Below are 23,805 nucleotides of genomic sequence, written 5' to 3'. Positions count from 1 at the left end.
CTAGTATTTAATACTGCTCCGTAGATAAAGCCCTGACTTTCTATTCTCAGAAACTGAATGGTATCCAAGCACACTTTTATTTAAGTAGATGCTGTATGTACAAGGGGAGTAAGTAGAGATGATGTTTATCGGCATTGATATTAGTAAAGAGAAGATTGATTTATCGTGGTTGAGAGACCAGCTTACAAACAAGATTAAAACAAAAGTCTTTAAAAACAAGCATCAAGACTTTTTAGCAATAGAAAAATGGCTTTTAAATACAACTAAAAGCGCTGCTAATGAGCTCGTTATCACCCTCGAACCAACGGGTGTTTATCATGAAGCACTGATGTATTTTTTACACGAGCAAGGCTTTAATATTATTTTAGCGAATCCCGGTAAAGCTAAAAAGTATGCAGACGCTTTAAACATAATTCATAAAACAGACAAATCTGATGCAACGATGCTTGCCCATTACGGCTGTGCTAAGCACGCAGTCGTTAGTTATTGGCAACCTGATGCATTAGAAGTTAGAGAGCTTAAAGCCCTTATCCGTCGTTTAGATGCGCTTGAGAGTAACCGACAACGAGAAGCTAACCGATTAGAAGCAAGTGAATTCAGCAACGTTTCTGCGCGTGTTTGCCAATCAATAAAAGTGACTATCGCGTTTTTAGACGATGAAATTAAACAGCTTAAATCTGACATTGATAACCACATAGATAATGAACCTGATTTAAAAAGAAACAGGAAACTACTTGAGTCTATCCCTGGCATTGGGCCCGTATTATCGAGAGAGCTGACGTATTTATTTGCCGCTAAAAAATTTAATAAAGCCAAAGAAGCGGCGGCTTATTGTGGATTAATCCCACGGCACAATGAATCGGGTAAATTAAAAGGGCGAACATCAATCAGTAAACTTGGGCCAGCCAGAATTCGATGTAAACTTTATATGGCGGCCATTGTCGCTGGGCAATGGAATAAAACAATAAAACGACACAAGTTAACGTTAATAAATAATGGTAAAACACCGATGCAAGTTGTGTGTGCAAATATGCGAAAGCTAATTCATATATGTTTTGGTGTAATAAAAAACCAAGAAGCGTTTAAGCTCCAAGAAAGTTAAATACGACCTTGAAGCTTAAAATGAGAGATGGTATCTACAGGTGTTTGGGTGAGCTTTGTAGCGTTGATTGGGGTGTTTGAATTGTTGTAGGTGAGGTTTTATACCTCGCGGGTGTTTTTATAAGAGCAAAGCGCGATGTAAAATCGCACCTACGGGTTTGTTGAGTGTCGTGTTTGAGTTGTTGTAGGTGAGGTTTTATACCTCGCATGGTGTTTTTATAAAGCCAAAGCGCGAGATAAAATCGCACCTACAATTTAAACGCTTCGCTTTTGCGCGATGTAAAATCGCACCTACAATCTAAAATACTGTGCAATCTACTATTCCAACCGCGTTACTTTCACTTTTATTTTACCCGCATTAGCGCCATAAAAGCGGCTTAGGTCGTTTGCAAATGGGCAAAACTCGCCTGATTTATCTATTTTAATATCGGCGCCGTTGGCTATTTCAAAAAGGTGGTCGTCGTTTTTATTAATAGCACCAATGAGTGAAAACCATTGCGCGCGAGGAAATCGTCTAAATGGTTCGAGTACGGCCATTGGGATTTCTTTTACGCCAAGTTGTACGTTGTCGCGGTTCCAGCCTAATGGCGTGCACTTTATGCCATCGTCAAACCAGTATTGATTTGGATATGGGGTAAAGCGGTACGTAGCGCCTTGCTCTAGCATGAGCCCGGTTGCGTTGTATTGCTCAGAGGCAAATACCATTACATCTTGGCTTTGGTTAATGCTCAGCACACTCATGTTTTGATTAGCCAGTTCTATATGTTGGCTTAAACCAATAAAACTAAGCGTGGTGTTGTCGTTGTAGCTAATTTTGTAATGCAATTTTTTAAGCGACTCTGGGCGGTAACTGGTTAGCTTATTAATGCGTTCGGCTACGCTGAAGTGCACTAAGGGCTCAAGGTTGCTGGCTTCGTCATCAATTAATACATAGCACTCTCTATCTACTAATTTAAAAAACGGGTTAAACCAAAAGTAATTTTGTTGATGACTTAATGCGAGCGGATCGGGCGTTACTGTTACGTCATCTTGTGCTACTAAGTTGCTGTCGGGGAGTAAGGTTTCGTAATCTATGTCGTGGCTAGTGAGTAACGATATATTAAGCGGTTGTTCTATTAACCACTCAAGTGCATAGCGCAAGCTAATATCGGCTAGGCCATCGCGGTAGTAACCACCGCCAATGTCTGAATGCGCACCTGCAAACCATAGCTCGGTAATATTGTTTTGATGGTTCATGAGTGTGGGTTCAAAGGCGCGGCGTTTTTCGTCAAGGGCTACGCAGTGCAGCGCTTGAGTAATGTTGTTGGCAATGGTGTGGTTTTCAAAAATAACGTGCTCTGCGCCACGAGTGGCTTTACTTACTTTTGATAAGCCAATAGAGGCAACGGTATCAAACACACATACATACACGTTGTTGCTTATTAAGGGTTCTAAACATTTAGCAAAGCGTCTGGCAAGCGCAGCGCCTCGGCTAAAACCTGTTAGCAGTATGGTATCGCCTAATTGATAGTGAGCTTTAAAGTCGCTTAACGCTTGATTTAAAATACTGGCTACGTCGTCACCACGAGGTGCAAGGGTTTGGTTTAAAATACGTTTAAGGCGGCTGCCTTTGGTACCAATACCTTGATAATAAAAACTGAGTTGGTTTAAAAATGGAGTAATAGGGGAGTCTTCTAATTTACCGCCAAGCAGCAAATGCAGTTTTAGAATATTTGTAATATTAGAGTCTTCTTTAAAATGATCTGAGCTAAACTGTTCTGCGTCACGGGGCTCGTTTCCTGTGCCGTCAAAGTTAAAAATTAGCGTTTTACCCGTCATAACCCAATTCCCTTAGTTGTTTTAAATACTCTACACAGACAATGTTAAAAATTAAAGACAATATTCATCAGGTAATGACGAGCTAATTTATGGCTCGCCTGCTATGAAGATCAGTGATTATAAAAAGTATAGCTATTTAACGTTGTTTCCTCTAATGGTTTAAGCGCAGAGTTAAGTTGTACCAACTGCTGATAAACTTCAGGGTAAAATATTTTTAATCGGGCAACGCGAGAAAAGTGGTTTGGTTCAAATTTTTCAACAAGCTGCAAAGCTAAAGGAACCATTGGGCTTAACTCACCTTTGGTGTAGCTTTGTTCTAGCGCTAAGTCGAGTATATCTACGCCAAGTTTACTGGGAACAGTCGGTATTTTGTTATCAATTAGAAATTGGACTGCTTCGACAGAAGACGACGCAGCTTGTGTATAAACGTCGCGTCCATGTATATCGGTAATCGAAAAATCAAAACCAAGTTGTGCAAGTTCTTGCCATTGACTAAGCGGAATCCAGCTTAGTCTAACCAACTCTGTTGGAGGGATAGGTAGCGTTCGACTATTCCAAATAGGCACTAAGTCATATGGATTCTTAAGTAACCTAATAAATAGCACGTTTGTCTCTGTTTGATTTAGTGGAGTTGTCTGGCTGTATTCATGTGCTTTTTGAAATTCTTTTTTAGCTAAATACTCACGAAATACACTATCGCTTCTATCTGAAGAGGTACGGCGGGCAAGAGTGTTCCACCAATAATTAACTAAAACAGGGTCTATATTTTGTAATACGTCTTCAAAGTTACTGCCATACTCTTTTTCGATTTTGCGCACTTTGTCGTAAGCATCACTATCTCGTATGAGCTTTTGGGCTGCAAACAGCTTTTCTGTTAATTGATTACAATTGCTTGAGGCTGAATCTAGATCTTCTTTTTTATGTTGTAGCTCTAGTAAAAATTGAGATATTTCAGAGTTATCTGGCTCAGTTACTCTAGGCAGCATAGAGTTTTCAATTATAGAGATTTGGCTAAAGTAGAGGTAACTTAAAGGGTTTGTTTGCTCACTAATAAAAGTACCTTGTTGATATTTAAATTTGTTTTCAAAAAGTAGAGTCTTATCTGATGAATTTTTATAATTAAACTCACCATGGGCTTTATATCCTTCGGCGATTAAGTAATCCATCATATCAGTCTTACTTTTATCTAAATCTTCTAAAGTTAAGTTTCCGTTTTTAGGTAAATTAATTATGGCAATATCTAACGCTGTAAATAGGCCTGCTTTATTGGTTGGCGAGACTCCTGCTTGTTTTAATGCTTTTACTAAGGGTAAATTAAATTGGCTAATAGCTAAATCGGCTAAGTTATATAAAACGGTAAAATTGTCATAAATAGGCATATCATTAAGTGAAGGTACTTGCTTCATTAACGCAAAAATATACTCATTAGGTAGACCGTTATTTATAGCTACTGCGAGTTCATTTACCGTAAATTGATTTACTGTGATTACATGCTCAAATTCGTCAATTGAAAGTTTATTTGCATTGAGCATAAGTAGCGTGGCGGGAGAGATAACATTACTACCTTCAATACGAATAAACGACTGCAAATAAGTGGTAAACGTGTCGGAATTGTTTAATAGTGCATAGAGGGTTTCTTTTTTTACATTTTCATCAAGTGGAACGTTAAATGTTAAACCAGCAGGGCTTTGGGTAGCCGAACCTAACTGCTGCACCATCTCTTTTACTTTATCAGTGGTGAAATTTTGAATAGCTTCAATGCCTTGCCAGTCAGCTAAAATAGCTATGCTTTCAATTATTTTATAGTCTTTTTTTTGTTTATCTTTAATCGCTTCTTTAAGTAGCGTTGTATATGACTGATAAGATGCCTCATACAAACCTGAATACATTAATAGGTCGGCGACAGAAGTACCTTTGTTGAGTTCATTTTTAAAAAATGAAGTAAGCGATTGGTTTATTTCATTTATTTTGTATGCTTTATCAGCCGATTTATTTTTACAAAGGCTAATTTCGTGTTTTAGTTTTACTACTTTCTGTTGTGGGGATGCTTGAACGATCTGCTTTTGTTGTTTTATTTTGGGCTGAACTATATTTGAGGCAGGTTTTAAATTTTGCTTTACTACTGGTGAGCTGGATTGAGCTATAAATATATAAGTTGCCAATACAACCGTAGCAATGGCAATAAGCGCCAGGGGTCCTTTTTTCATAAACGTTAATCCTTTAGGTTCACTATTTCAATTATCCACATGGTACTATTTTAGATACTAATAGTGTAAGAGGCTTTAATAAAGTATTAATTTATTAAAGCCATTTTATAGGCTGCTAATTCAGTTTGCTTTTAATGCAATTTCATTTTAGGACGCACTACACGCAGTACTTTTTCGCTTATCCATAATGCAAAGGTTTTTGCGCTGCCATGTATGGCGCGTTGATGCATACGGTATAAAGATATATACATAAAGCGGGCAATTTTACCTTCAATAAAAAAGGTGTTGCTGGTTAGGTTACCCATTAAGTTACCCACGGTGCTGTAGCTTGATAAGTTAACCAACGAGCCATGGTCGCTGTATTTAAAGCCGCGTAGTGGTTGCTGCTTTAATGTTGCGATGAGATTTTTTTCGACGCACAACGCCATTTGATGCGCCGATTGTGCGCGTGGTGGTACTTGCTTGCCGTCGGCTTGGGTAAATGCGCAGCAATCGCCTAATACAAAAATGCTTTCGTCAACGGTGCTTTGTAAAAACTCGTTTACTTGAATTTGATTACTACGAGTAAGCTCAAAAATACCTAAGTCTTTAATAAAATCAGGTGCTTTTACACCTGCCGCCCATACCATTATATCGGCATCAATGTGTTCTTCATCTTTGGTGATAAAGCCTTGTGCGGTGCCTTCTTTTACTTGTGTTTGTTCGCGCACGTTTACGCCAAGCTTTAATAGCTCGCGTTTAGCACTTACGGCAATGCGCTCCGGTAATGCAGGTAAAATACGTGGGCCGGCTTCTATTAAATGAATATGCAAACGCTTAGACGACATATTTGTTAAGCCATAAAGCTTTAATAGCTCAGACACATGATAAAGCTCAGCTGAGAGTTCAACGCCCGTAGCGCCGCCGCCTACAATGGCAATATTAAGTGATTGCTGTTGGTTGTCGTCTTGATGAAGGCGGGTAAAGCTGTCGAGTAATGAGTGCTGAAAGCGCTCTGCTTGTTGGCTTGAATCTAAAAAGTAGCAATGATCTTTTATACCCGGGGTATTAAAGTCGTTACTTACGCTGCCAATGGCAATAACAAGGTGATCGTAGCGTACGGTACGCCCAGGTAAAATGGTGTGGCCTAATTCGTCGTTAAGTGGTGCAAGGGTAATTGTTTTATTGCTTTGGTCTATATTGCAAAAAGTACCAAGTTGAAAGTTGTAATGATGTTTTGCTGCATGGGCTGAATAAACAACGCCATCTAAATCGGGGTCAATAGAGCCTGTCGCTACTTCGTGCAGTAACGGCTTCCATATGTGGGTACGGTTTTTGTCTATTAGTAGAATTTCTGCTTGTTTTTTCTTTCCTAGCTTATGACCTAATTGCGTTGCGAGTTCTAATCCGCCAGCACCACCGCCAATAACGACAATTTTAGGTGTAGTAATATTCATAACGTTGCCCTCAAAAATAATATACCCAAATAATCTGTATTATTTTTAGTGTTTTGAGGTTACTTGGGTATGGCAAAAAGTTATTTTTGGCAAACGTGACTATTTATTTTTACGCTATTAGTCTGCGCCTAAATAAAGGATATGTCAGCAAAAAATGCTGAATAAAGGCATATAAGTTATACTCACTTTTTTATCGTTTAGCTGTGCAGTTAAATTGCTGTTAAAACACCAAAAGGACATTTATGACCACGCCACTAATTCAATCACTTGAGCAGCACTTTGGTTTTAGCCAATTTAGAACAGGCCAACAACAAACTATTGAGCAGCTTTTAAATGGTCAGTCGTCGTTGGCTATATTTCCTACGGGCTCGGGTAAATCGTTGTGCTACCAGCTAACTGCGTTGCATTTACCAAATTTAACCTTAGTTGTATCGCCTTTACTTGCATTGATGAAAGATCAAATTAGCTTTTTAAATAGCAAAGGTATTTATGCTGCCAGCCTTGATTCGAGCCAAGATCAAATGCAAAGCAGCACGGTAATGAATGACGTGCGAAATGGTAAAATAAAAGTATTAATGGTGTCGGTTGAGCGCTTTAAAAACGAGCGTTTTAGAGAGTTTATAAGCCAAGTTGCGCTTTCTATGTTGGTGGTAGACGAAGCGCACTGTATATCAGAATGGGGCCATAACTTTAGACCCGACTACCTTAAACTGCCGCGTTACCGCGAAGAGCTTAATATTCCTTTAGTGTTGTTACTTACTGCAACGGCCACTAAAAAAGTAAAACGCGATATGGCAGAGCGCTTTGCTATTGCGCCTGAGTGCATTGTGCAAACGGGCTTTTACCGCGCTAATTTAGATTTAAGCGTGCTGAGCGTTAAAACTGCCGATAAAAACACCGAACTTGCCAATATTGTACGTGCGCAAAGTGGCCCTGGTATTGTGTATGTAACGTTGCAGCAAAGCGCCGAGCAAGTAGCAAACACACTGAGTGCTCAAGGCATTCATGCTGTTGCCTACCACGCAGGGCTTGAAGATACGCTACGCTGGCAAATTCAAGATGACTTTATGGGCGGTAAAATTAACGTTGTAGTGGCAACCATAGCCTTTGGTATGGGCGTTGATAAATCTGATATTCGCTTTGTTATACATTACGACTTACCTAAATCGATAGAAAACTACAGCCAAGAAATTGGCCGAGCAGGGCGCGATGGCGATCCATCAAACTGCTACACGCTTGCTAACCTAGACGGCCTAAATACAGTCGAAAATTTTGTATACGGCGACACCCCAGAGCTGAGCGGTATTGAATACGTAATTAACGATATTCGCCAAAGCCACCAGCAATGGGAAATGCAAGAATATAGTTTATCGAGCGAAAGTAATATTAGACAACTGGCCCTTAAAACCTTACTCGTACAGCTAGAAATGCAAGGCGCTATAACGCCGCAATATGCATACTACGCCGATTTTAAATATAAATTTTTGGTTGATAAAAACGAGCTACTTGGTCATTTTGATGAGCAACGCCAAGCATTTTTAACACAAATATTTAGCCATACCGATTTTAAAAAAATATGGGGCACGCTAAATTTTGACTCCCTTACACAAGCTGCGCAGGTTGATCGAAAACGCGTAGTGGCTGCTCTTGACTACCTAGCCGAAAAAAACCTAATAACGCTCGAAACCAAACGTATTACCCAAGTATACAAAGTGCATGGAGAGGTTATAAATAACCCAGAGCTTGCCCAGCAACTTCACGACTACTTTACCGACAAAGAACAGGCCGAAATTAAACGTATTGCTGCACTGGTACGCTTTTTTGAGCTACAAAGTTGCTTAAGCTATAACTTAGCGCGCTATTTTGACGATCAAAATGCACCTGAGCAATGTGGGCATTGTAGTGTGTGTAGAGGTCATGCGGTTAAGCTTGAATACTCTATAGAGCCTGCATATATTGACGAGCAACTTATTTATCAAAAGGTAGATGAATTTTTAGCGCATATGGCAGGCAAAGGTAATCATAATGTGGGTATTGAAACCCAATGCCGCTTTTTAGCAGGGATGAGTGTGCCGTTATTTGCGCGTAATAAAGTGCGCCAACTGAGTGGTTTTGCGCTGTGCGAGCAAATGCGTTACAGCGATATTAAAGCAAAACTACTAGCGCGTTAAATTAGTTACTGTATCCTAGTGGCTTATTCAAAAAAGTAAGCCACTATGCCTCATATTGTTATTCCCGTTGAAAATATTTCTACTACCCCAGAGCCCGTTACGTGTGCTAACTGCCAAGCCTGTTGTTGCCAATTAGAAGTGCGCATAGTAACCGACACCGGCGTGCCTTTTAACTACATTGAATACGATAAATGGGGCAGCGAAGTAATGAAACGCGCTGACGACGGCTGGTGCCAAGCACTCGACCGTAATACGCTTATGTGCTCTATTTACGAAAACCGCCCATTAGTATGTCGCGAGTTTGAAATGGCGTCGGGTGAGTGTATTACCGAGCGCGATTTAGCAGGTATATAGTTAGTCTTAACTCAGTACAGTTAATCTCAATCCAGGTTAGTTAACTAGGTTATTACTATCTATAACTTATACCTACAATAAAGGGGCTTAAAGCCCCTTTATTAATTACTGCAAATCTTTTAATCAGAGTTTAGGTTAAACACTTAAACTTTAAAGTAACTAATATACTTTTTAAGTGTGTTTGAAAGGTCGGCTAATGCAACCGCTTCTTGTGCGTTACTGTTAAGCGACATGCTGGTTTCTTTAGACATACTGGCAATTTCTTCAACGCCGGTACTAATTTGCGCCACGGTAGCTACTTGGTTTGATGTTGATTCAACAATTTCAAGCACGTTACTTAATGAGTCGTTAGCTTGTTGCTGTATTTGATGCAGTAACTCGTTTGCTTCGTGAGTAAGCGTTAAGCCATTTTCTACTTGTGGTACTGTGGTTTCCATTGCTGTTACCGACGCTTGGGTGTTTTCTTGCACTTGCAAAATCATCTTTTCAATATCGCCTGTTGCATCACCCGTACGCTGGGCTAGTTGCCTTACCTCGTCAGCAACTACTGCAAAGCCTCGGCCTGTTTCGCCTGCTCTTGCCGCTTCTATTGCCGCATTTAGTGCAAGCAAGTTTGTTTGATCAGAAATACTGCGGATCACACTTAAAATATCGCCAATGTGTTTTACATGTTCTTGTAATACGTTTACTTGGGTAACCGTGGCTTTTACCGTTACTGAAATTTGCTCAATTTCGGCCGCTACTTTTTGCACTGCAATACTACCTTGCTGCGATAATTGCGCGGTTATTTTTGAATTATCTTCTGTTTGCCTAACCGAGTCGGCTACAGCATGAATACTACGGCTCATATCTTCTAGGCTGCTTACAGCAGAGTTTGTATAAGTTACTTGTGCGTCAGCGGCACTAAGTGCTTGCTGCGAGCCAGACGCTACGCTTGCAGAGTGCGTAGAAAGCTCTTCAGATGAGTTAATAATACTATCTACAATGGTTTTTAATTTAGATTGCATCACCACTACAGAAGCCATCATGCTATTTGGACAACACGATTGTACATCACCTCTCAAATCACCTTGGGCTATAAGGGCAATAACTTCTGCGGCTTCTTGTGGTTCGCCACCTACTGAATTTCTGATCAGTTGGCTAATAACATACGCAACGCTTGTGCCTATTAAAACAGCAATTACAGTAAGCGCAATCATCCAGGTTTTAAACGAGCTAGCTACTTCGCGGGTATCAATTGTTGTTATTTGGTTTGCTTGCTCTTGCAGGTTTATAAATTGGTTTATAACATTTAGCCACTGGGTAAACGCAGGGCGTGCATCAGTTAATAAAATGCGCTCTGCTTCGTTTAGGTTTCCAGTACTTTTAGCGTTTATAACACCTTGAATAAAAGGCTGAGTGCGTTGCTCTATTTGATTTATTTTATTAAGTAATGATTGCTCTTCACTCGACATTTTGTCGGTAAGGTCGCGCATTGCGCGGCTAGATGTTTGGTAAAAAGCATCTAGCTCTTTTATGTTATTTAAAACAGTGCGTAAATTGTTTTGGTCGGTAATTAACACTACATCGCGCACGGCTATGGCTCTGTCGTGTACGCTGCCTCTAAAGTTAATAGCGTAACGCTGTTTTACCGAGTTTACGTCGGTCATGTGGGTAATGTTATTATTAATGAGGCTAACGCGGGAAATGCCAATGATGGTTAAAATAAGCATCATTGATAAAATTACGCCAAAACCGGTCGCTAAACGCATGTTTATTGTCATGGATGATTCCAAGTTTGAGTTAATACCAGTAAGGGGAGCCAGCATTATTAGTGATAATTTCAAAATAATATCGGCATTATGCCCTATAAACTGAAGCTTTATTAGCAATAAGGGGGTATTTGTTAATTTAGTTTACAAGCGTAACTTTAGTGGGGTTGTTTTACAGGTATATTTTACTGACATATTTATAGGCATAAAAAAGGGGCTAAATGCCCCTTAGTGTTACATAAAAAGATTATATAAAAGTAGTTAGTCGTACTTTGCTTCTAGCTCATTCGCTGTATGAAACTTCTCATGGCTTTGTAATTGCTCGTCGTATTTAACGAGGTTTTTAAAGTGCGCTAATTGACCTGAATTTTTAACAATTTCAACAATAAACGACATCATAAAATCAGCGCCCGTTAGGGTATCGCCCACTAAATAACGCTTACCTTCAAGGCGGTCGTTAAAGTAGCTAATTACTTTAACTGTTTCGGCGTCGGCATAGCCCTCTAAAAACTGCGTTTTAGCGCCGTCTTTTAGTACAAACATTTTAAGTAAAAGTGGCAAAATTGCTGAGCTTTCTGCAAAGTGTAGCCATTGCTGATAATCAACGTATTCAGCGGTATCTACTTTTGGTGCAAATTTACCGTTACCGTATTTAGTAATAAGGTAGTCGGTAATAGCGCCTGATTCAGCAATAATTAGGCCGCCGTCTTCAATCACTGGCGACTTACCAAGTTGATGTATATGCTTTAATTCGTCAGGAGCTAAGAAGGTGTCTTTATTGCGCTGATAAGCCACAATTTCGTAATCAACATTTAGCTCTTCTAAAAGCCAAATTACGCGTTTTGAGCGTGACTTATTTAAATGGTGTAGTTTGATCATGTCAGTCCTTTTGAGCTTATAAGGGCTAAGCCCTTATAAGCTATTTAAATTAAAGAGGGTTATTAATTTTAACCACTGTTTTACCAAAGTTTTTGCCGCATATCATATCGTTGAACGCGCCTACTGTATTTTCGATGCCTTCTACCATGTGTTCACGGTATTGAATTTTTCCGTCTTGCAGCCATTTTTGCATGTCTTGTGCAAACTCGTCATAACGGTCGCCGTAATCATCAAAAATGATAAAGCCTTGCATTTTAATACGCTTAGTAAGCAATTGACCCATTAGCATACCTAAACGGTCTGGGCCTTCTGGCAAGCTAGTGGCGTTATATTGCGATACTAAACCACACAGTGGTACGCGTGCTGCGGTATTTAGTAGTGGTAGTACGGCGTCGAATACTTTACCGCCCACATTTTCGTAGTAAACATCAATGCCTTTATCACAGGCTTTTTCTAGCTGTTCTTCAAAGTCATCTGCTTTATGATCAATACAGGCATCAAAACCTAGCTTTTCAACAGCATGTGCACATTTTTCGCTACCACCAGCAACACCCACTACTTTACAGCCTTTAATTTTAGCTATTTGACCAACCGTTGCGCCCACCGGGCCTGTTGCTGCTGCAACAACTACGGTTTCGCCTTCATTAGGCTGGCCAATATCAAGTAAACCCATGTACGCGGTAAAGCCAGGCATACCCATAATACCTAATGCGTAAGAAGGATTAGCAGGCTCTTTACCTAATTGCATTAAGCCTTCGCCATTGGTAATGGCGTAGTCTTGCCAACCAGTGTAGGCAAGTACCCACTCGCCTTCGCTAAATTTATCGTTTTTAGATTCTTCTACTTGGCACACTGTTGCGCCAACCATTACATCGCCAATATTAACTGGGTCAGCGTACGACTTAGCATCACTCATGCGACCACGCATATACGGGTCTAGTGATAGGTAAATAGTGCGCAGTAAAACTTCGCCGTCTTTTAATGCAGGAAGCTCTACCGTTTTTAATTTAAAGTTTTCGTCTGTTGGAGCGCCATTAGGGCGTGATTCAAGAGTAAGTTGGCGACTAGTCGTAGACATATAAGATCTCCTATTAATATAAATAAACTACTTACCGAATGTTTACGCTTTAAAAATCGTGTTCAGCTAAACAATAATGCGCGCTAAGTAGTATAAGCATGTACAAATTTGTACCTTATAACAGGAGTTTTGGGCGGGGGACTGGTAATTCAACCCTTATAGGCAGAGTATTTATTCTAAATACTTTATTTAAGCTTGCTAAAAATGTGGCTATTGTAAAACACGCCGTTTTTATAAATGGCCTGTTTAAGCACAGCCTCGGCCTCAAAGCCATTATTAGTGAGAGCTTTCATTGAGCCTATATTACCAGCAAATACGGCACCAAAAATTCTATTTAGGTTCGATTGCGCAAACGCTTCTTCGCAAATAAGTGCAATAGCGCGAGTAATAATACCTTGCCCCCAGTAGGCTTTATTTAGCCAATAACCAATTTCTCCACTGCGGCTATACTCAAACTCCCCTGGGGTTATGCCAATACAGCCTGCAAATTGCTCATTTACAACAATGGCCTTAACCGTTGCATCAATTACGCCATTTTTTGAGCCTTGGTTTATCCACCAATCAGCATCGGCTTGCGTATACGGAAACGGAATTTTTGACGATAAATACCGTGTTACCCGCTCATCGTTTAAGGTTTTAATAATGTGTGGCGCATCGTGCGGTTGAAAATCTCTGAGCGTGATCATAGCGATAGCTAATTATTAGTTGAATACACGATAACTTAGCAATCATTTAAACCTTGTACAATCATTAAGATTAAACGGTTTACGGCTATTACTTTGTTTTAAAGTACTCTAATATAAGCAAAATATTACACCTGTTTAGATGCCATTATGCACCCACATATAGCCGCCCTTTATAATAGTGCCCAAAAGCCAAGCCGTTTAATTATTGGTTTAATGAGTGGTACCTCGTTAGATGGGCTCGATGTTGCACTGTGCAAAGTAACGGGCGCAGGCTTAAATACACACATTGAGGTTTTAAATTTTACCACCGTTGACTACAACGACGACTACAAAACCAAAATAAAGCAGGTATTTGCTAAGCGCGAATGCGATTTAGAGCTAGTTACCTTACTGCACCCTTGGGTAGGTAAACTCCATGGCGATATGGTTAACCAGTGCTTACATACTTGGCAAATAAACCCAGCAAATATTGATGTAATAGCCAGCCACGGGCAAACCATTTACCACTGCCCGCAGTCGCAGCATAACCATAAAGACTTTAATAACGGCACCTTACAAATTGGCGATAGCGACCAAATAGCCGTTACTACCGGTATTACTACCATTGGTGATTTTAGGCAAAAACACATAGCCGCAGGAGGCGAGGGCGCACCACTGGCGGTGTATGGCGATTATTTATATTTTTCGAGCGCTGTTGAAAGTCGGATTTTGCTAAACATGGGCGGCATAGCTAACTTAACATTTTTACCTAAAAATGGCGATGCAAACGGTGTGTTTAGCGCCGACATTGGCCCCGGGAATACCATTATGGATGCGTACGTACAGCAACATTTTAAAGATATGCATTATGACGATGGTGCAAAAATAGCAAAAGCAGGTACGGTAAATACGCCATTATTGAGTGCATTGTGTAATAACGCATTTTTTAAACTCCCAATGCCTAAAACAACTGGCCCAGAGGTATTTAACTTAGCGTATTTAAACGCCGCACAGCAGCAAACACATACTCAGCATTTAAGCCATGGAGATGTTATGGCTACTTTAAATACCTTTACTGCCACAGTAATAGCAAGCGCATTAAATGAGTGTGCAGAGCGCGCACAAAATTGTGTGGTGTATGCAAGTGGTGGCGGTATTCATAACCCGTTACTAATAGCGCAACTTACAGCGCTTTGCCCACGTATTAAGGCTTTTAAAAACACCGACGATTTAGGTATAAACCCTGATGCAAAAGAGGCTGTGTTATTTGCTATTTTAGCAAACGAATGCCTAGCCGGTGAGCAGCAACACCTAAGTAATACTGCACAAGGTATTGCGGGAGTTACTATGGGTAAAGTAAGTTTTGCTGATTAAGGTTTTATAAGTAGCGTCGCGTAATTTAAGTACAGCCAGCACTAAAACAGTGATAAAAACGTAGATCCCATACTCGCAAAGTAACCACGAATACCTTGAGGCTTAGCATGTTCAGTTGTTATGTGCTCAGGAATATAGCCTTGCTCAAATGCTTTAATGTACACATCGAGTTGTTGGGTTTCTTTTAAGGTCGTGTTTTTTCCGTGCAGCATCATTTGCACTACAAAACACTGGCTTTGTGTAATGTTACTTAAAGTTAGGTTTACAGTACCAGATTCAAGGTCTGCATTGCTCAGCGTTTTTTCAGTAAAATACTGCGCCCCACGTGCACTGGGCTGCGTAGCACTTAGTGAAATAACATCGCTCTCATTTGCGCCATCAGGCAACACACATTGCAGCGTAACATTATGCGCAGCACAGGCTTTTAGTGATAGTTTTTCATATTCCATAGCGTGGCTCATCGCCGCAGACATAGAATCATCAAATGATTGCTGTGCAAATGTTAGTTGCACTAGTGGTGTACTCATTTTACTTAGTCTTCTTGATTATAAAAAATACAGTTCGAGTTTGAATTATCATCTATTTTGATTGCACTTTTATGACAAATTGCACTTAATCGGATAATCACTGTTTTTTGATCAAAAAAGATCGCTATAAGCAAAGCTGTTTTAGTAACTTATGAGGAACAAGAGAATTGTATCGAGCGGTTTCAATAGCGATTACTTTATATAAAACAAAGCAGTCATTAAAACAGTTAAGAAGTATTTAGCTGCTTAGAAATAATATTTAAAAGCTCTTCAGCATCACTATATTCAATTTGAACTGCTCTGCTTATATCTAGTACTAAATTGTCTACTTTGGACTCTACATTGAACAATTTTTCATTAATGAACGAAAGAACTTCTGCGTTAGCGATGTTGCAAGCATCAGTGGCTAGTTTCATTGTGCTCGCTTTATGTTCATCATAGTCTTGTGCGTCCATAAAATCATCTTCATAAAGTGAGTCTGCGATAGTAGGTATTTTTGAGTAGTGCCTAGTAAGATAAAAAATATCCATTGCGTCTTTACGTCTAACGCCATGCTCCCTTTCTAGCCATGAGATTAACTTCAACAGTAGCATTCCAGCAGGCGATGCAACTTTAATATTAAGGTTGGGGCTATTGGCAATTTTTACGTCAAGTGCATGTTTAAATGCCTCGTTAAAGCCTGTTACTGACATTCCAATATCGTGCTGTGGCGGCCAAGTAATAGAGTTACCATCACCAGCAATATTTCCAAATGGAATAATATCAATTTCCCACTTTTCACCGCTAGGAACGGTAGTTACTAGTTGGTGTACTTTTGTTTTATCAGGTGTAAAACCATTTTTTAAGAGATGCTCCTTTAACTGTTCAAACTGATCCCAGTTTTGGACTTGTATACCAAAATCAATATCTCTTGTACCTCGCTCAATTGCAGCACCGTAACCATGATGGAGTATAATGTCTCTGGCGGTAGCACCTATGACTAGGTAAGGGATCCCTAATGCTTCAGTTTGGACGTTTATTTTTTGATAAAGGCCAACTAACCCTTGTGGTAATTTACCAACGACATTAAGCGATGTGCTTTTCATAAAACCTCGTTGCGGCATCTATGTTTCTTGCATCTCTACTAGCTAATAAATTGGCATAGATTAAATACGGGTGTACTAAATTAACCTTTGGGCCGACAAGTTTTTCTATGCCTAAAAATGGCTCCACTAAAACTACTTTTGTTAGTGCATCGTTTATATCATCTTCTGCTTTTACTTTTCGTAATCGTGCGGTTTTTAAAATGACTTTTTTATGTTCAGGGTTTACGTAAATTAGATAATTTTTTGCATTTAAATAATTGTCATATTGTTGAACAGCATATTCGCCTCCCCACATCGCTTTTACATTATTTAGTTTAAGTTTTTGTAGTAGCTCTGTGTTATCAGTGGTGAAGATTTCTTGTTTTAATTTAGCTTCAACAGTTACAGGGTAAGCGTCTAACCACTTATCTAGTAAAGCTTTTGAATTGTAGATTATTTTAGTGTGTTGGTCTTTTTGAACTATAAACTCTTGATATATTAAATCGTCAATTACTTGTTTAACCGTTCCCAGTGCAACTTCGGCCACCTTTGCAATTGTGCGCATGGGTTTATTTACTAGCTCCGGCTGCACTAAAAACATAAATACTACTTTCATGCCCTTAGGTTGAAATGCCTTACCTAATTGTTTAGCCAAGGCTATTTTATTATGGGCTTTTTCGGGCTTATTTCCCTGAATATCAATATAAATTGGAGGGCAATTAATATACGTGTTACCAACACAGTCTATAAAAGATATTTTTTGCTCTTTTAATAAGGCTGCTTGATTTGGATTGATGTACTCAGTAATTAATAGGGCATCGGTTATCTGATTCTTTATTTTGAATTCAGCAATATACTTTTGTAAGGTGGTTGTATGTAGGTGTTTTTTGCATTTAATAATTAAATTGCTTTTAACATTAGGCAAAGTGAGTTCGCCCTCAACACACTCTTTTTTAAAAGTTTTATACTCTGCGCCTAAACCTGTTTGCAAGTTTAGTTTTTCAATAGTTGCCTGTATTAGCTCTTGGTTTATCATTTGTTCACTAAATTAGACTGTTCATTATTTATGAACATAGGTAAAAATTGAACGATAGTCAAGTTTTGTTCACTAAACTAATATGTTCATTATTATTGAACAACTACTTTTAATGAACTCGGAGTATGGTAAGTTCTATTGTTTATAAAAGCTCAATATAAATAGCCCCCGTGTTAAACGTAAAAAAGTAGATACCTAATTAGCATCTGCTTTTATATTTAAAAACCACAGTGCTAAGTGCTGCGGTCTTTAATACTTAATTAAACCTATTTAATTAAGCTTGAGGTTTAATTAAATACTTTTCGCCTGTAGCTTGCTTTGAATAAGCGGCAATTGATTGTAAATGTAATACCTCAGCTAGTGACACTTCGTGCGTGTAGTTGCTCGCAAATGTTGTGGTGATTTCGTCTGCAATACGTTTGCGCATTTTTATTACTGTATCTGTGCCTAATTTACCTAAGGCATTAAATAACAAGAATCCGTTTACACCCCATGCAAAACCAAAGTTACGGTTTATTGTGATAGGGCCTCGGTTTAATGCACCATAAATATACACTTGTTTGTAAGTGTCTGAGCCATAAACGCTGTGCTCTTTCATATCGCGTGCAGCTGCAACTTCCATACAGTTAAGAATATCACTTGTTAGTTGGCCGCCACCGATTGGGTCGAACGCTATAGTTGCACCCGTTTCAATTATTGCAGCGGTTAGATCAGCAAGAAAAGTGTCGCTGCTTGAGTTAACAATATATTTTGCACCCATATCGCGCAGTAATTTTTCTTGTTCTGGTTTACGAACAATATTAATTAAATCAACGCCATCAGCAATACAAATACGGTTTAGCATTTGGCCAAGATTAGAAGCTGCAGCCGCGTGAATAATAGCTTTATGACCTTCAGCGCGCATGGTTTCTACCATTGCTAGTGCGGTAAGTGGGTTAACAAAAGATGATGCACCTTCTTTAGCGGTAGTCCCTTCTTTTAGCTCTAGGCAACTTTGTACATTGGCACAAATAAATTGACGATACGTACCACCGCCAATTACAGCAACGGTTTTACCCATTAATGCTTGTGCGGCTGGTGATGAACCTGCTGCTACAACGGTGCCTGCGCCTTCATTACCTACTTGTGTGGCTTTACCTACGCGTGTTTTAAGTGATGGCATAAATTGAGCTGGAACATCGGCAGTAATTACTGGGTTTTCATCAGTACCCGATTGCTTTGCAGTAGACATATCAGCTGCGCTGAATAAAACGCCTAAGTCTGATGGGTTTAATGGTGCAGCTTCAATACGAATAACCACTTCATCGGCACTAGGCTTTGGCATCTCGATGTTTTTTAAGGCAAGTGTTAGTTTATTGTCTTCGCTGATAGTTGAAGTAAGTTGGATATTTTTATCTGTCATTATGTTTGCTCCCACAAAAATGAGTATTGATTACTGTTATAGCTAAGGGCTGTTATAGCTAAAGGCTTCTTATATAGCTAAGGGCTATTTAGCGTTTACTGCTTGAATTTGAGCTTTCACTTTTTGCATAAAGTCAGCCATATTTGCTTGGCGGTCGGCCTCTATGCTTTGGGCAATGGCTAATTGGCTCATTGATTCGCTCCACTCCTTCATGCCAGGAACTTGTGCTAGTACATCCCAATCAAGCTGAGTAGAGCCAAAGGCGCTAACAATGGTGTTTACGTAATAAACGTAAATGTCTGCCATTGTGAATTGCTCGCCTGCAATCCAAGGTGAAAACTTACCTAGCTTGCTTAATGCAGTAACGCCGCGAGTTAATACTTGGCGTACTTCTGTTTTAAGTGCCTCAGGAACTTCATTACCCGAAAATACATAAGGGATGAATCGTCTGCTTGGCAGTTCAAAATAAAGCTCTGCTATTTTCATAATTTGACGTACAACTGCGCGCTCACCTGCATCTTTAGGGTATAGCGGAGTTTGTGGGTACGACTCCTCTATAAAGTCGCAAATAACACTCGACTCTGAAATATTAAGGCCATTGGCTGTGGTTATTGCCGGCACTTTACCTGCAGGACTGATTGCTAATAACTCTTCACTTCCACCGTAAACAAGGTGTTCTTTAAATGGCAGTTGTTTGTGTAAAAGTACATGTTTAACTAGGTTGTAATAATTGCTAGCAGCAAAACCGTGCAAAGTAATCATAAGTCAGCTTTCCTTTATTAACGTGAGGATACTCATTGCCAAATAATGCAATTTTGGTCCCCGTGTTTAAGTTGAACCTATTATTACTTGTTTTAATTTGCTTATATATAAGGGAAAATGCGAATCACTTTTGTCTTTAAGACAATAAAGAATTTTATTTAGTGGAGAAGCGACTTGGATCAACTAAAAGCCATACGGTATTTTATTAAGGTGGTTGAAACGGGCAGTTTTACCAAAGCCGCAAAAGCATTTGGTGTGCCGCCTTCGTCGTTGTCGAGGCGAGTTGCCGATTTAGAAAAAAGCTTAGGAGCAACACTTTTAAAGCGTTCTACCCGCATAGTTAAGCTGACTGAAGTTGGGCAAATTTACTACAGCGATGTACAAAAAATAGTGAACCAGCTTGAGCAAAGCCACGAAACGGTTCGAAGTTACCAAACAACCCCAAAGGGGCGTTTATCTATAAGTTGTATGGTAGGTTTTGGCGATAAAATGCTCATGCCGCTGCTTGATGAATTGAGCGCGTTATACCCTGAAATAATACTCGATGTAAGCTTAAGCGATGAGCTATCGACACTCGGGCGTGACGATGTTGATATTGCTATTCGTGGTGGTTATGCACCCAATGAGCGCGTGATAGCAATAAAACTTATGGATAATGGTTTTATACCTGTGGCGTCGCCCTGCTATTTACAAAAACACGGAGTGCCAAGTAACGCCATGGAATTAAAGCACCATAATGGGCTTTATTTTAAAACGCCTTCAGGGCCAACGCCGTGGTTATGTAAAGTAGATGAGCAATGGCATGACGTTTCTGGGCCTGCGGTCGCTATTTCAAATAACGGGTCGTGGCTTGCCAAAAAAGCATGTAACGGGGAAGGTATTTTAATGTCAACTCGATGGGCACTGGCTTCATATCTTGAGCTGGGTGAGTTACAAGAGCTTAAGTTTGAGCATGAGGTGGCAATAACTCAAAATTCTAATATGGCTGTTTATTTGTTGTATCAAAAACAACGTTATTTGGTACCAAAGGTAAAAGCGGCGGTCGATTTTTTAGTACAAAGAATAAAAGAAACAGGTGAAGGTAGTAAGCAAATAAAATAGCCCTTAAGAGTAAGGTGAGTAGATTAATAGAGTGTCGGATGGCGCTGCGCTTATCCGACCTACGCTTATCTGGTTTATCTTATCTGGTTTAGATTTATGTTTGTTTAACTTATTAATAAATTATTTGTATAAATAATAGGTAAAAAATGCGCCTTTAGGCTAAAGCTTTTAACTAAGCGCCCGATAAGTTACTTAATAGGGTTTAGCGATTAAGGATAATCATGGTTAATAATATATTAGGCAGTCAGGCTAATCTAAGCACTATGCTTGCCCAATCAGTTAATAACGCCAACCAAACATCTGCGACACCTTCACTGCATAGCAGTGGCGACCTTCAAGCTATTAATGATTTACAAACTAACGCGCCTAAAATAACCGACGAGTTATTAAGCCAGCTAAATGATGAAACGATTTACGAAACAATAAGTAGCAATCAAAAAGTAGGGGATATTTTACAACAGCAACTTACCTCGCTATTTATTATTACAAGCACGCCTAGCACGCTTAACTATAAACTCTCCGATGAAGAACTCGCCCTGCGCACCGTAATAAGTTCTCAGCATGAGGGGTTATTAAAAAATGAAAACAGCACCCAATTAATTGAGCGATTAAATACATCCGTTAAAAATATTCAGGGTGCTTATGCTAATACCAGCGATATTTTATCAAGCTTGGGGCAACTTGGGCATGAGCAAAAAACGTTTTTAGCCTCAAGCCAGCAACGTGTTGAGCGCACGCTTAATCCATACATGGAAAGTGCTAACCGTAGCAAGTACGAGGATGACGATAATTATTTATTTGAGCTCTCGGTAAAAACCAAAGAGGGTGATGTAATAAATATCACTTTTAATTCGTCACAAGGCTTTGATGAAAAAACGGGCGAAGCCGTTGATGGCTTTGGCATAAGTTACGAAGTAAATGGCGATTTATCTGAGGCTGAACATGCGGCTTTAACGCAGGTTATGGCGGGTGTTGGCGAAATGGCCGATGAGTTTTTTAAAGTGAGTGAAAACTCATTTAATCCTATTATAGTGCCAAACCAAACAGACATGAGTTTAGACTTTTTAGCAGGCTTTAATAGTGAGCAGCTAGCGGGTTTTAATGTGTCGTTTTCAACAACGCAAAATGATGCGCTTGATACAGGCGAAAACACGCTTGATTTAAGTTACTCAATAGATGAAGCGACAAATCAACAAGCACTTGTGTTTAAGGCTGAGAATGGGAAAAACGAAATCGACTTTGCACTCGATATGTCGACCATTGGCGCTAAAGACACACAGCAAATGCAGCAGTATTTAGCGTCCCTCGATCAAAGCTTAGAAGATAGCCGAGTAATCAGTACCGAGGATAGTAAAGACTCGGCATTTGGTCGTAAAGGGGATGAGACAATGCAGCAAGGTTTTGCATTATTTAAAGGCGCTTTTACAAGTATGTCGTCAGCGGCTGAACGTTATAGCAATATTGAGTCGCTTGCAGATAAGCAATTTAATGACGGGCGCGCTATGGTTGCCGATTTAGTTGATAACATGATCGCAAACGATCCCCGTTACCAAGGGCTTGGTAATAAAGCACCCAATACATTGGGGGCGGGTGTGTCTAAGCTCGCTGATTTTGATGCTACGTTTTCTTACGCACTGGATGGCGGTGACTATCAGCCTAAAAGTACCATTGAGCTAAGCCAAGCGACTGAGCAAACCCAATTAGGCGAGCTTAGCGGTTTAACACAAAGTAAAAATGTAAGTAGCCACTTTGATTATCAATACAGTCGCCCCGACTACTACGACAAAGAAGAGAGTTATAACGTAGGTACCGCAGTTAAAAATAAAGAACTTGTGGGGCTTGACCAGTCTCACGAAGTTGATGTTGATACAAAAATGTATGCGTTTAACCCTCAAACAAATCAATACGAGCTGCAAATGGCGATGCAAGAGCAAACCATTAGTAAAAGTGACATTCGCTTAATTGACGATATTTGGCTTGAAGAAAACGAAAACAGCTACAACATGAATAAAAAAGAGCGTGTTGAGAGCGACGAAAAGCAAGACGACTTTAAAACAACCAGCAGTCATTCTCATAATAAGTTAGTTACCTTAATTGGTGATTTAGACAAGCTGGCTGAAAATAAAGACATAAGGCGAGAATATTTAACTAACTTATCGCAAGTTAACTTTTTTATGGATAAAAAGTAACGCCTTAGAATTATTCACTCCGCGCTCAATATTGGGTATAGTCGTTTAATACCTAATTTAATACCTAATTTAATACTTAATTAAATACCTAATTAAAGAGTACCTTATGTTTAAACAATTAATTTTATTGTGTGCTTTAAGCATGCCGCTTGTAAGCTGCGCTGCTACGGCGCCATTTTCGGGCGAGATAAGTACGCAAGAACTGCTAAGCGACTACAACAAGTTTAACGAGCAATACAAAGCGTATACACCAACAGCACAAGATATAGCCCTAATGCAAAAGCTAGAAGGCAAAGAGCTTATTGTATTATTTGGTACGTGGTGCCACGACAGTGAGCGCGAAGTACCAAAGCTGATTAAGTTACTTGATGCGTCTAAAGTTGAACTTGCAAGCATTGAATATGTGGCCGTAGGTTACAACAAGCAAGACGATGCAGGCATTGCACAGGCTCACGACTTACAATACACGCCTACATTTATTGTTAAACAAAATGGCAAAGAGTTAGTACGCGTAATTGAAAAACCAACGGGTACATTGGCACAAGATTTAACGCAGGGTTTGTAAGTAGAAATTTGGGATATGAGATTACCGAATTTAGCTAATAGACTTATAAGTTAGCTGTTGGGTTATTATGAGTGATCTCTTAATATTATAATGTGTGAAGGAAATTTAGCCCCCTTGGCTTTTAGCCACTTAAGTAATGCATCTCCCCCTGTAGTGGTCAATAAAACTTGGCCACAATTTTAGAATCTTTGTATCTAATCTCAGATTCATCTGGCGCTAAATCTGAATTATAATGATGTCGCCTAACGTTGTTACAATATCCGTCGATATAGCAGTAATGCTATAATTAGCATCTTTAAAGTTTTCATACCGAACCTTCGGCATC

19 protein-coding genes are annotated in these 23,805 nt (G+C 39.6%); 7 read left to right on the top strand and 12 right to left on the bottom strand.

Annotated features, from left to right (window positions below; translation table 11 throughout):
* Positions 1-118 precede the first annotated feature (118 nt).
* A complete protein-coding gene (locus I6F49_RS10990; RefSeq protein WP_197180441.1) occupies positions 119-1,102 on the top strand; it encodes an IS110 family transposase in 984 nt (327 codons plus the stop codon).
* 317 nt (positions 1,103-1,419) lie between these two features.
* Here the strand turns inward: I6F49_RS10990 and I6F49_RS10985 are convergent, their stop codons facing one another.
* The 3 genes from I6F49_RS10985 to I6F49_RS10975 all read right to left on the bottom strand — a co-directional run bounded on the left by I6F49_RS10985 (position 1,420) and on the right by I6F49_RS10975 (position 6,562).
* Positions 1,420-2,919, bottom strand: a complete 1,500-nt coding sequence (locus tag I6F49_RS10985; RefSeq protein ID WP_197119825.1) for a phospholipase effector Tle1 domain-containing protein — start codon at positions 2,917-2,919, stop codon at positions 1,420-1,422.
* A 110-nt stretch (positions 2,920-3,029) separates the two neighbouring features.
* On the bottom strand, positions 3,030-5,126 hold the full coding sequence (locus I6F49_RS10980) for a cupric reductase (protein ID WP_197180439.1): 2,097 nt from the start codon (positions 5,124-5,126) through the stop codon (positions 3,030-3,032).
* A gap of 131 nt (positions 5,127-5,257) precedes the next feature.
* On the bottom strand, positions 5,258-6,562 hold the full coding sequence (locus I6F49_RS10975) for an NAD(P)/FAD-dependent oxidoreductase (RefSeq protein WP_197180437.1): 1,305 nt from the start codon (positions 6,560-6,562) through the stop codon (positions 5,258-5,260).
* Between the two features lie 242 nt (positions 6,563-6,804).
* Here I6F49_RS10975 and I6F49_RS10970 point away from each other — a divergent pair, with 242 nt between their 5' ends.
* Both I6F49_RS10970 and I6F49_RS10965 read left to right on the top strand, forming a co-directional pair.
* Complete coding sequence (locus I6F49_RS10970) at positions 6,805-8,733, top strand: RecQ family ATP-dependent DNA helicase (protein ID WP_197180435.1); 1,929 nt, start codon at positions 6,805-6,807, stop codon at positions 8,731-8,733.
* A gap of 45 nt (positions 8,734-8,778) precedes the next feature.
* Positions 8,779-9,087 carry a YkgJ family cysteine cluster protein gene (locus tag I6F49_RS10965; protein ID WP_010554993.1) on the top strand — a complete coding sequence of 103 codons (309 nt, stop codon included), beginning with the start codon at positions 8,779-8,781 and terminating at the stop codon, positions 9,085-9,087.
* 143 nt (positions 9,088-9,230) lie between these two features.
* Here the strand turns inward: I6F49_RS10965 and I6F49_RS10960 are convergent, their stop codons facing one another.
* From I6F49_RS10960 to I6F49_RS10945, 4 genes are all read right to left on the bottom strand, one after another.
* Complete coding sequence (locus I6F49_RS10960) at positions 9,231-10,850, bottom strand: methyl-accepting chemotaxis protein (protein WP_197180433.1); 1,620 nt, start codon at positions 10,848-10,850, stop codon at positions 9,231-9,233.
* Between the two features lie 249 nt (positions 10,851-11,099).
* Positions 11,100-11,717, bottom strand: a complete 618-nt coding sequence (locus tag I6F49_RS10955; protein ID WP_197180431.1) for a glutathione S-transferase family protein — start codon at positions 11,715-11,717, stop codon at positions 11,100-11,102.
* Between the two features lie 49 nt (positions 11,718-11,766).
* Complete coding sequence (locus I6F49_RS10950) at positions 11,767-12,795, bottom strand: NADP-dependent oxidoreductase (RefSeq protein WP_197180429.1); 1,029 nt, start codon at positions 12,793-12,795, stop codon at positions 11,767-11,769.
* Positions 12,796-12,980: 185 nt separating this feature from the next.
* Complete coding sequence (locus tag I6F49_RS10945) at positions 12,981-13,481, bottom strand: GNAT family N-acetyltransferase (protein WP_197180427.1); 501 nt, start codon at positions 13,479-13,481, stop codon at positions 12,981-12,983.
* A gap of 147 nt (positions 13,482-13,628) precedes the next feature.
* On the opposite strand from I6F49_RS10945, the gene I6F49_RS10940 reads away from it, so the two are divergent.
* Complete coding sequence (locus tag I6F49_RS10940) at positions 13,629-14,834, top strand: anhydro-N-acetylmuramic acid kinase (RefSeq protein ID WP_197180425.1); 1,206 nt, start codon at positions 13,629-13,631, stop codon at positions 14,832-14,834.
* A 41-nt stretch (positions 14,835-14,875) separates the two neighbouring features.
* Here the strand turns inward: I6F49_RS10940 and I6F49_RS10935 are convergent, their stop codons facing one another.
* From I6F49_RS10935 to I6F49_RS10915, 5 genes are all read right to left on the bottom strand, one after another.
* Positions 14,876-15,361, bottom strand: coding sequence for a hypothetical protein (locus tag I6F49_RS10935; protein WP_197180423.1), 486 nt, complete (start codon positions 15,359-15,361; stop codon positions 14,876-14,878).
* A gap of 227 nt (positions 15,362-15,588) precedes the next feature.
* The gene (locus I6F49_RS10930) at positions 15,589-16,446 is read right to left on the bottom strand and encodes a nucleotidyl transferase AbiEii/AbiGii toxin family protein (RefSeq protein WP_197180421.1); all 858 of its coding nucleotides are present in this window, start codon (positions 16,444-16,446) and stop codon (positions 15,589-15,591) included.
* Positions 16,427-17,416 (bottom strand): type IV toxin-antitoxin system AbiEi family antitoxin, encoded by a 990-nt coding sequence (locus tag I6F49_RS10925; protein WP_197180420.1) that lies wholly within the window; start codon positions 17,414-17,416, stop codon positions 16,427-16,429. Before I6F49_RS10925 ends, I6F49_RS10930 begins: the two co-directional genes overlap by 20 nt.
* Before the next feature lie 319 nt (positions 17,417-17,735).
* Positions 17,736-18,863 carry a zinc-binding dehydrogenase gene (locus I6F49_RS10920; RefSeq protein ID WP_166377571.1) on the bottom strand — a complete coding sequence of 376 codons (1,128 nt, stop codon included), beginning with the start codon at positions 18,861-18,863 and terminating at the stop codon, positions 17,736-17,738.
* Between the two features lie 84 nt (positions 18,864-18,947).
* Positions 18,948-19,625, bottom strand: a complete 678-nt coding sequence (locus I6F49_RS10915) for a glutathione S-transferase family protein (protein ID WP_197180418.1) — start codon at positions 19,623-19,625, stop codon at positions 18,948-18,950.
* Positions 19,626-19,799: 174 nt separating this feature from the next.
* Here I6F49_RS10915 and I6F49_RS10910 point away from each other — a divergent pair, with 174 nt between their 5' ends.
* From I6F49_RS10910 to I6F49_RS10900, 3 genes are all read left to right on the top strand, one after another.
* The gene (locus I6F49_RS10910; protein WP_166419857.1) at positions 19,800-20,726 is read left to right on the top strand and encodes a LysR family transcriptional regulator; all 927 of its coding nucleotides are present in this window, start codon (positions 19,800-19,802) and stop codon (positions 20,724-20,726) included.
* 221 nt (positions 20,727-20,947) lie between these two features.
* On the top strand, positions 20,948-22,915 hold the full coding sequence (locus I6F49_RS10905; RefSeq protein ID WP_197180416.1) for a hypothetical protein: 1,968 nt from the start codon (positions 20,948-20,950) through the stop codon (positions 22,913-22,915).
* A 106-nt stretch (positions 22,916-23,021) separates the two neighbouring features.
* Positions 23,022-23,480, top strand: coding sequence for a TlpA family protein disulfide reductase (locus I6F49_RS10900; protein ID WP_197180414.1), 459 nt, complete (start codon positions 23,022-23,024; stop codon positions 23,478-23,480).
* Positions 23,481-23,805: the final 325 nt, after the last annotated feature.

It is taken from the genome of Pseudoalteromonas sp. SWN166 (assembly GCF_015864485.1).
GTDB lineage: Bacteria > Pseudomonadota > Gammaproteobacteria > Enterobacterales > Alteromonadaceae > Pseudoalteromonas.
This window is presented reverse-complemented; position numbering and strand designations above follow the sequence as displayed.

Coding starts and splice junctions, on each gene's coding strand:
- I6F49_RS10900 (WP_197180414.1), top strand. CDS start 23,022: ATGTTTAAACAATTAATTTTATTGTGTGCTTTAAGCATGCCGCTTGTA.
- I6F49_RS10940 (WP_197180425.1), top strand. CDS start 13,629: ATGCACCCACATATAGCCGCCCTTTATAATAGTGCCCAAAAGCCAAGC.
- I6F49_RS10935 (WP_197180423.1), bottom strand. CDS start 15,361: ATGAGTACACCACTAGTGCAACTAACATTTGCACAGCAATCATTTGAT.
- I6F49_RS10965 (WP_010554993.1), top strand. CDS start 8,779: ATGCCTCATATTGTTATTCCCGTTGAAAATATTTCTACTACCCCAGAG.
- I6F49_RS10930 (WP_197180421.1), bottom strand. CDS start 16,446: ATGAAAAGCACATCGCTTAATGTCGTTGGTAAATTACCACAAGGGTTA.
- I6F49_RS10960 (WP_197180433.1), bottom strand. CDS start 10,850: ATGACAATAAACATGCGTTTAGCGACCGGTTTTGGCGTAATTTTATCA.
- I6F49_RS10915 (WP_197180418.1), bottom strand. CDS start 19,625: ATGATTACTTTGCACGGTTTTGCTGCTAGCAATTATTACAACCTAGTT.
- I6F49_RS10985 (WP_197119825.1), bottom strand. CDS start 2,919: ATGACGGGTAAAACGCTAATTTTTAACTTTGACGGCACAGGAAACGAG.
- I6F49_RS10990 (WP_197180441.1), top strand. CDS start 119: ATGATGTTTATCGGCATTGATATTAGTAAAGAGAAGATTGATTTATCG.
- I6F49_RS10920 (WP_166377571.1), bottom strand. CDS start 18,863: ATGACAGATAAAAATATCCAACTTACTTCAACTATCAGCGAAGACAAT.
- I6F49_RS10950 (WP_197180429.1), bottom strand. CDS start 12,795: ATGTCTACGACTAGTCGCCAACTTACTCTTGAATCACGCCCTAATGGC.
- I6F49_RS10905 (WP_197180416.1), top strand. CDS start 20,948: ATGGTTAATAATATATTAGGCAGTCAGGCTAATCTAAGCACTATGCTT.
- I6F49_RS10980 (WP_197180439.1), bottom strand. CDS start 5,126: ATGAAAAAAGGACCCCTGGCGCTTATTGCCATTGCTACGGTTGTATTG.
- I6F49_RS10955 (WP_197180431.1), bottom strand. CDS start 11,717: ATGATCAAACTACACCATTTAAATAAGTCACGCTCAAAACGCGTAATT.
- I6F49_RS10975 (WP_197180437.1), bottom strand. CDS start 6,562: ATGAATATTACTACACCTAAAATTGTCGTTATTGGCGGTGGTGCTGGC.
- I6F49_RS10970 (WP_197180435.1), top strand. CDS start 6,805: ATGACCACGCCACTAATTCAATCACTTGAGCAGCACTTTGGTTTTAGC.
- I6F49_RS10945 (WP_197180427.1), bottom strand. CDS start 13,481: ATGATCACGCTCAGAGATTTTCAACCGCACGATGCGCCACACATTATT.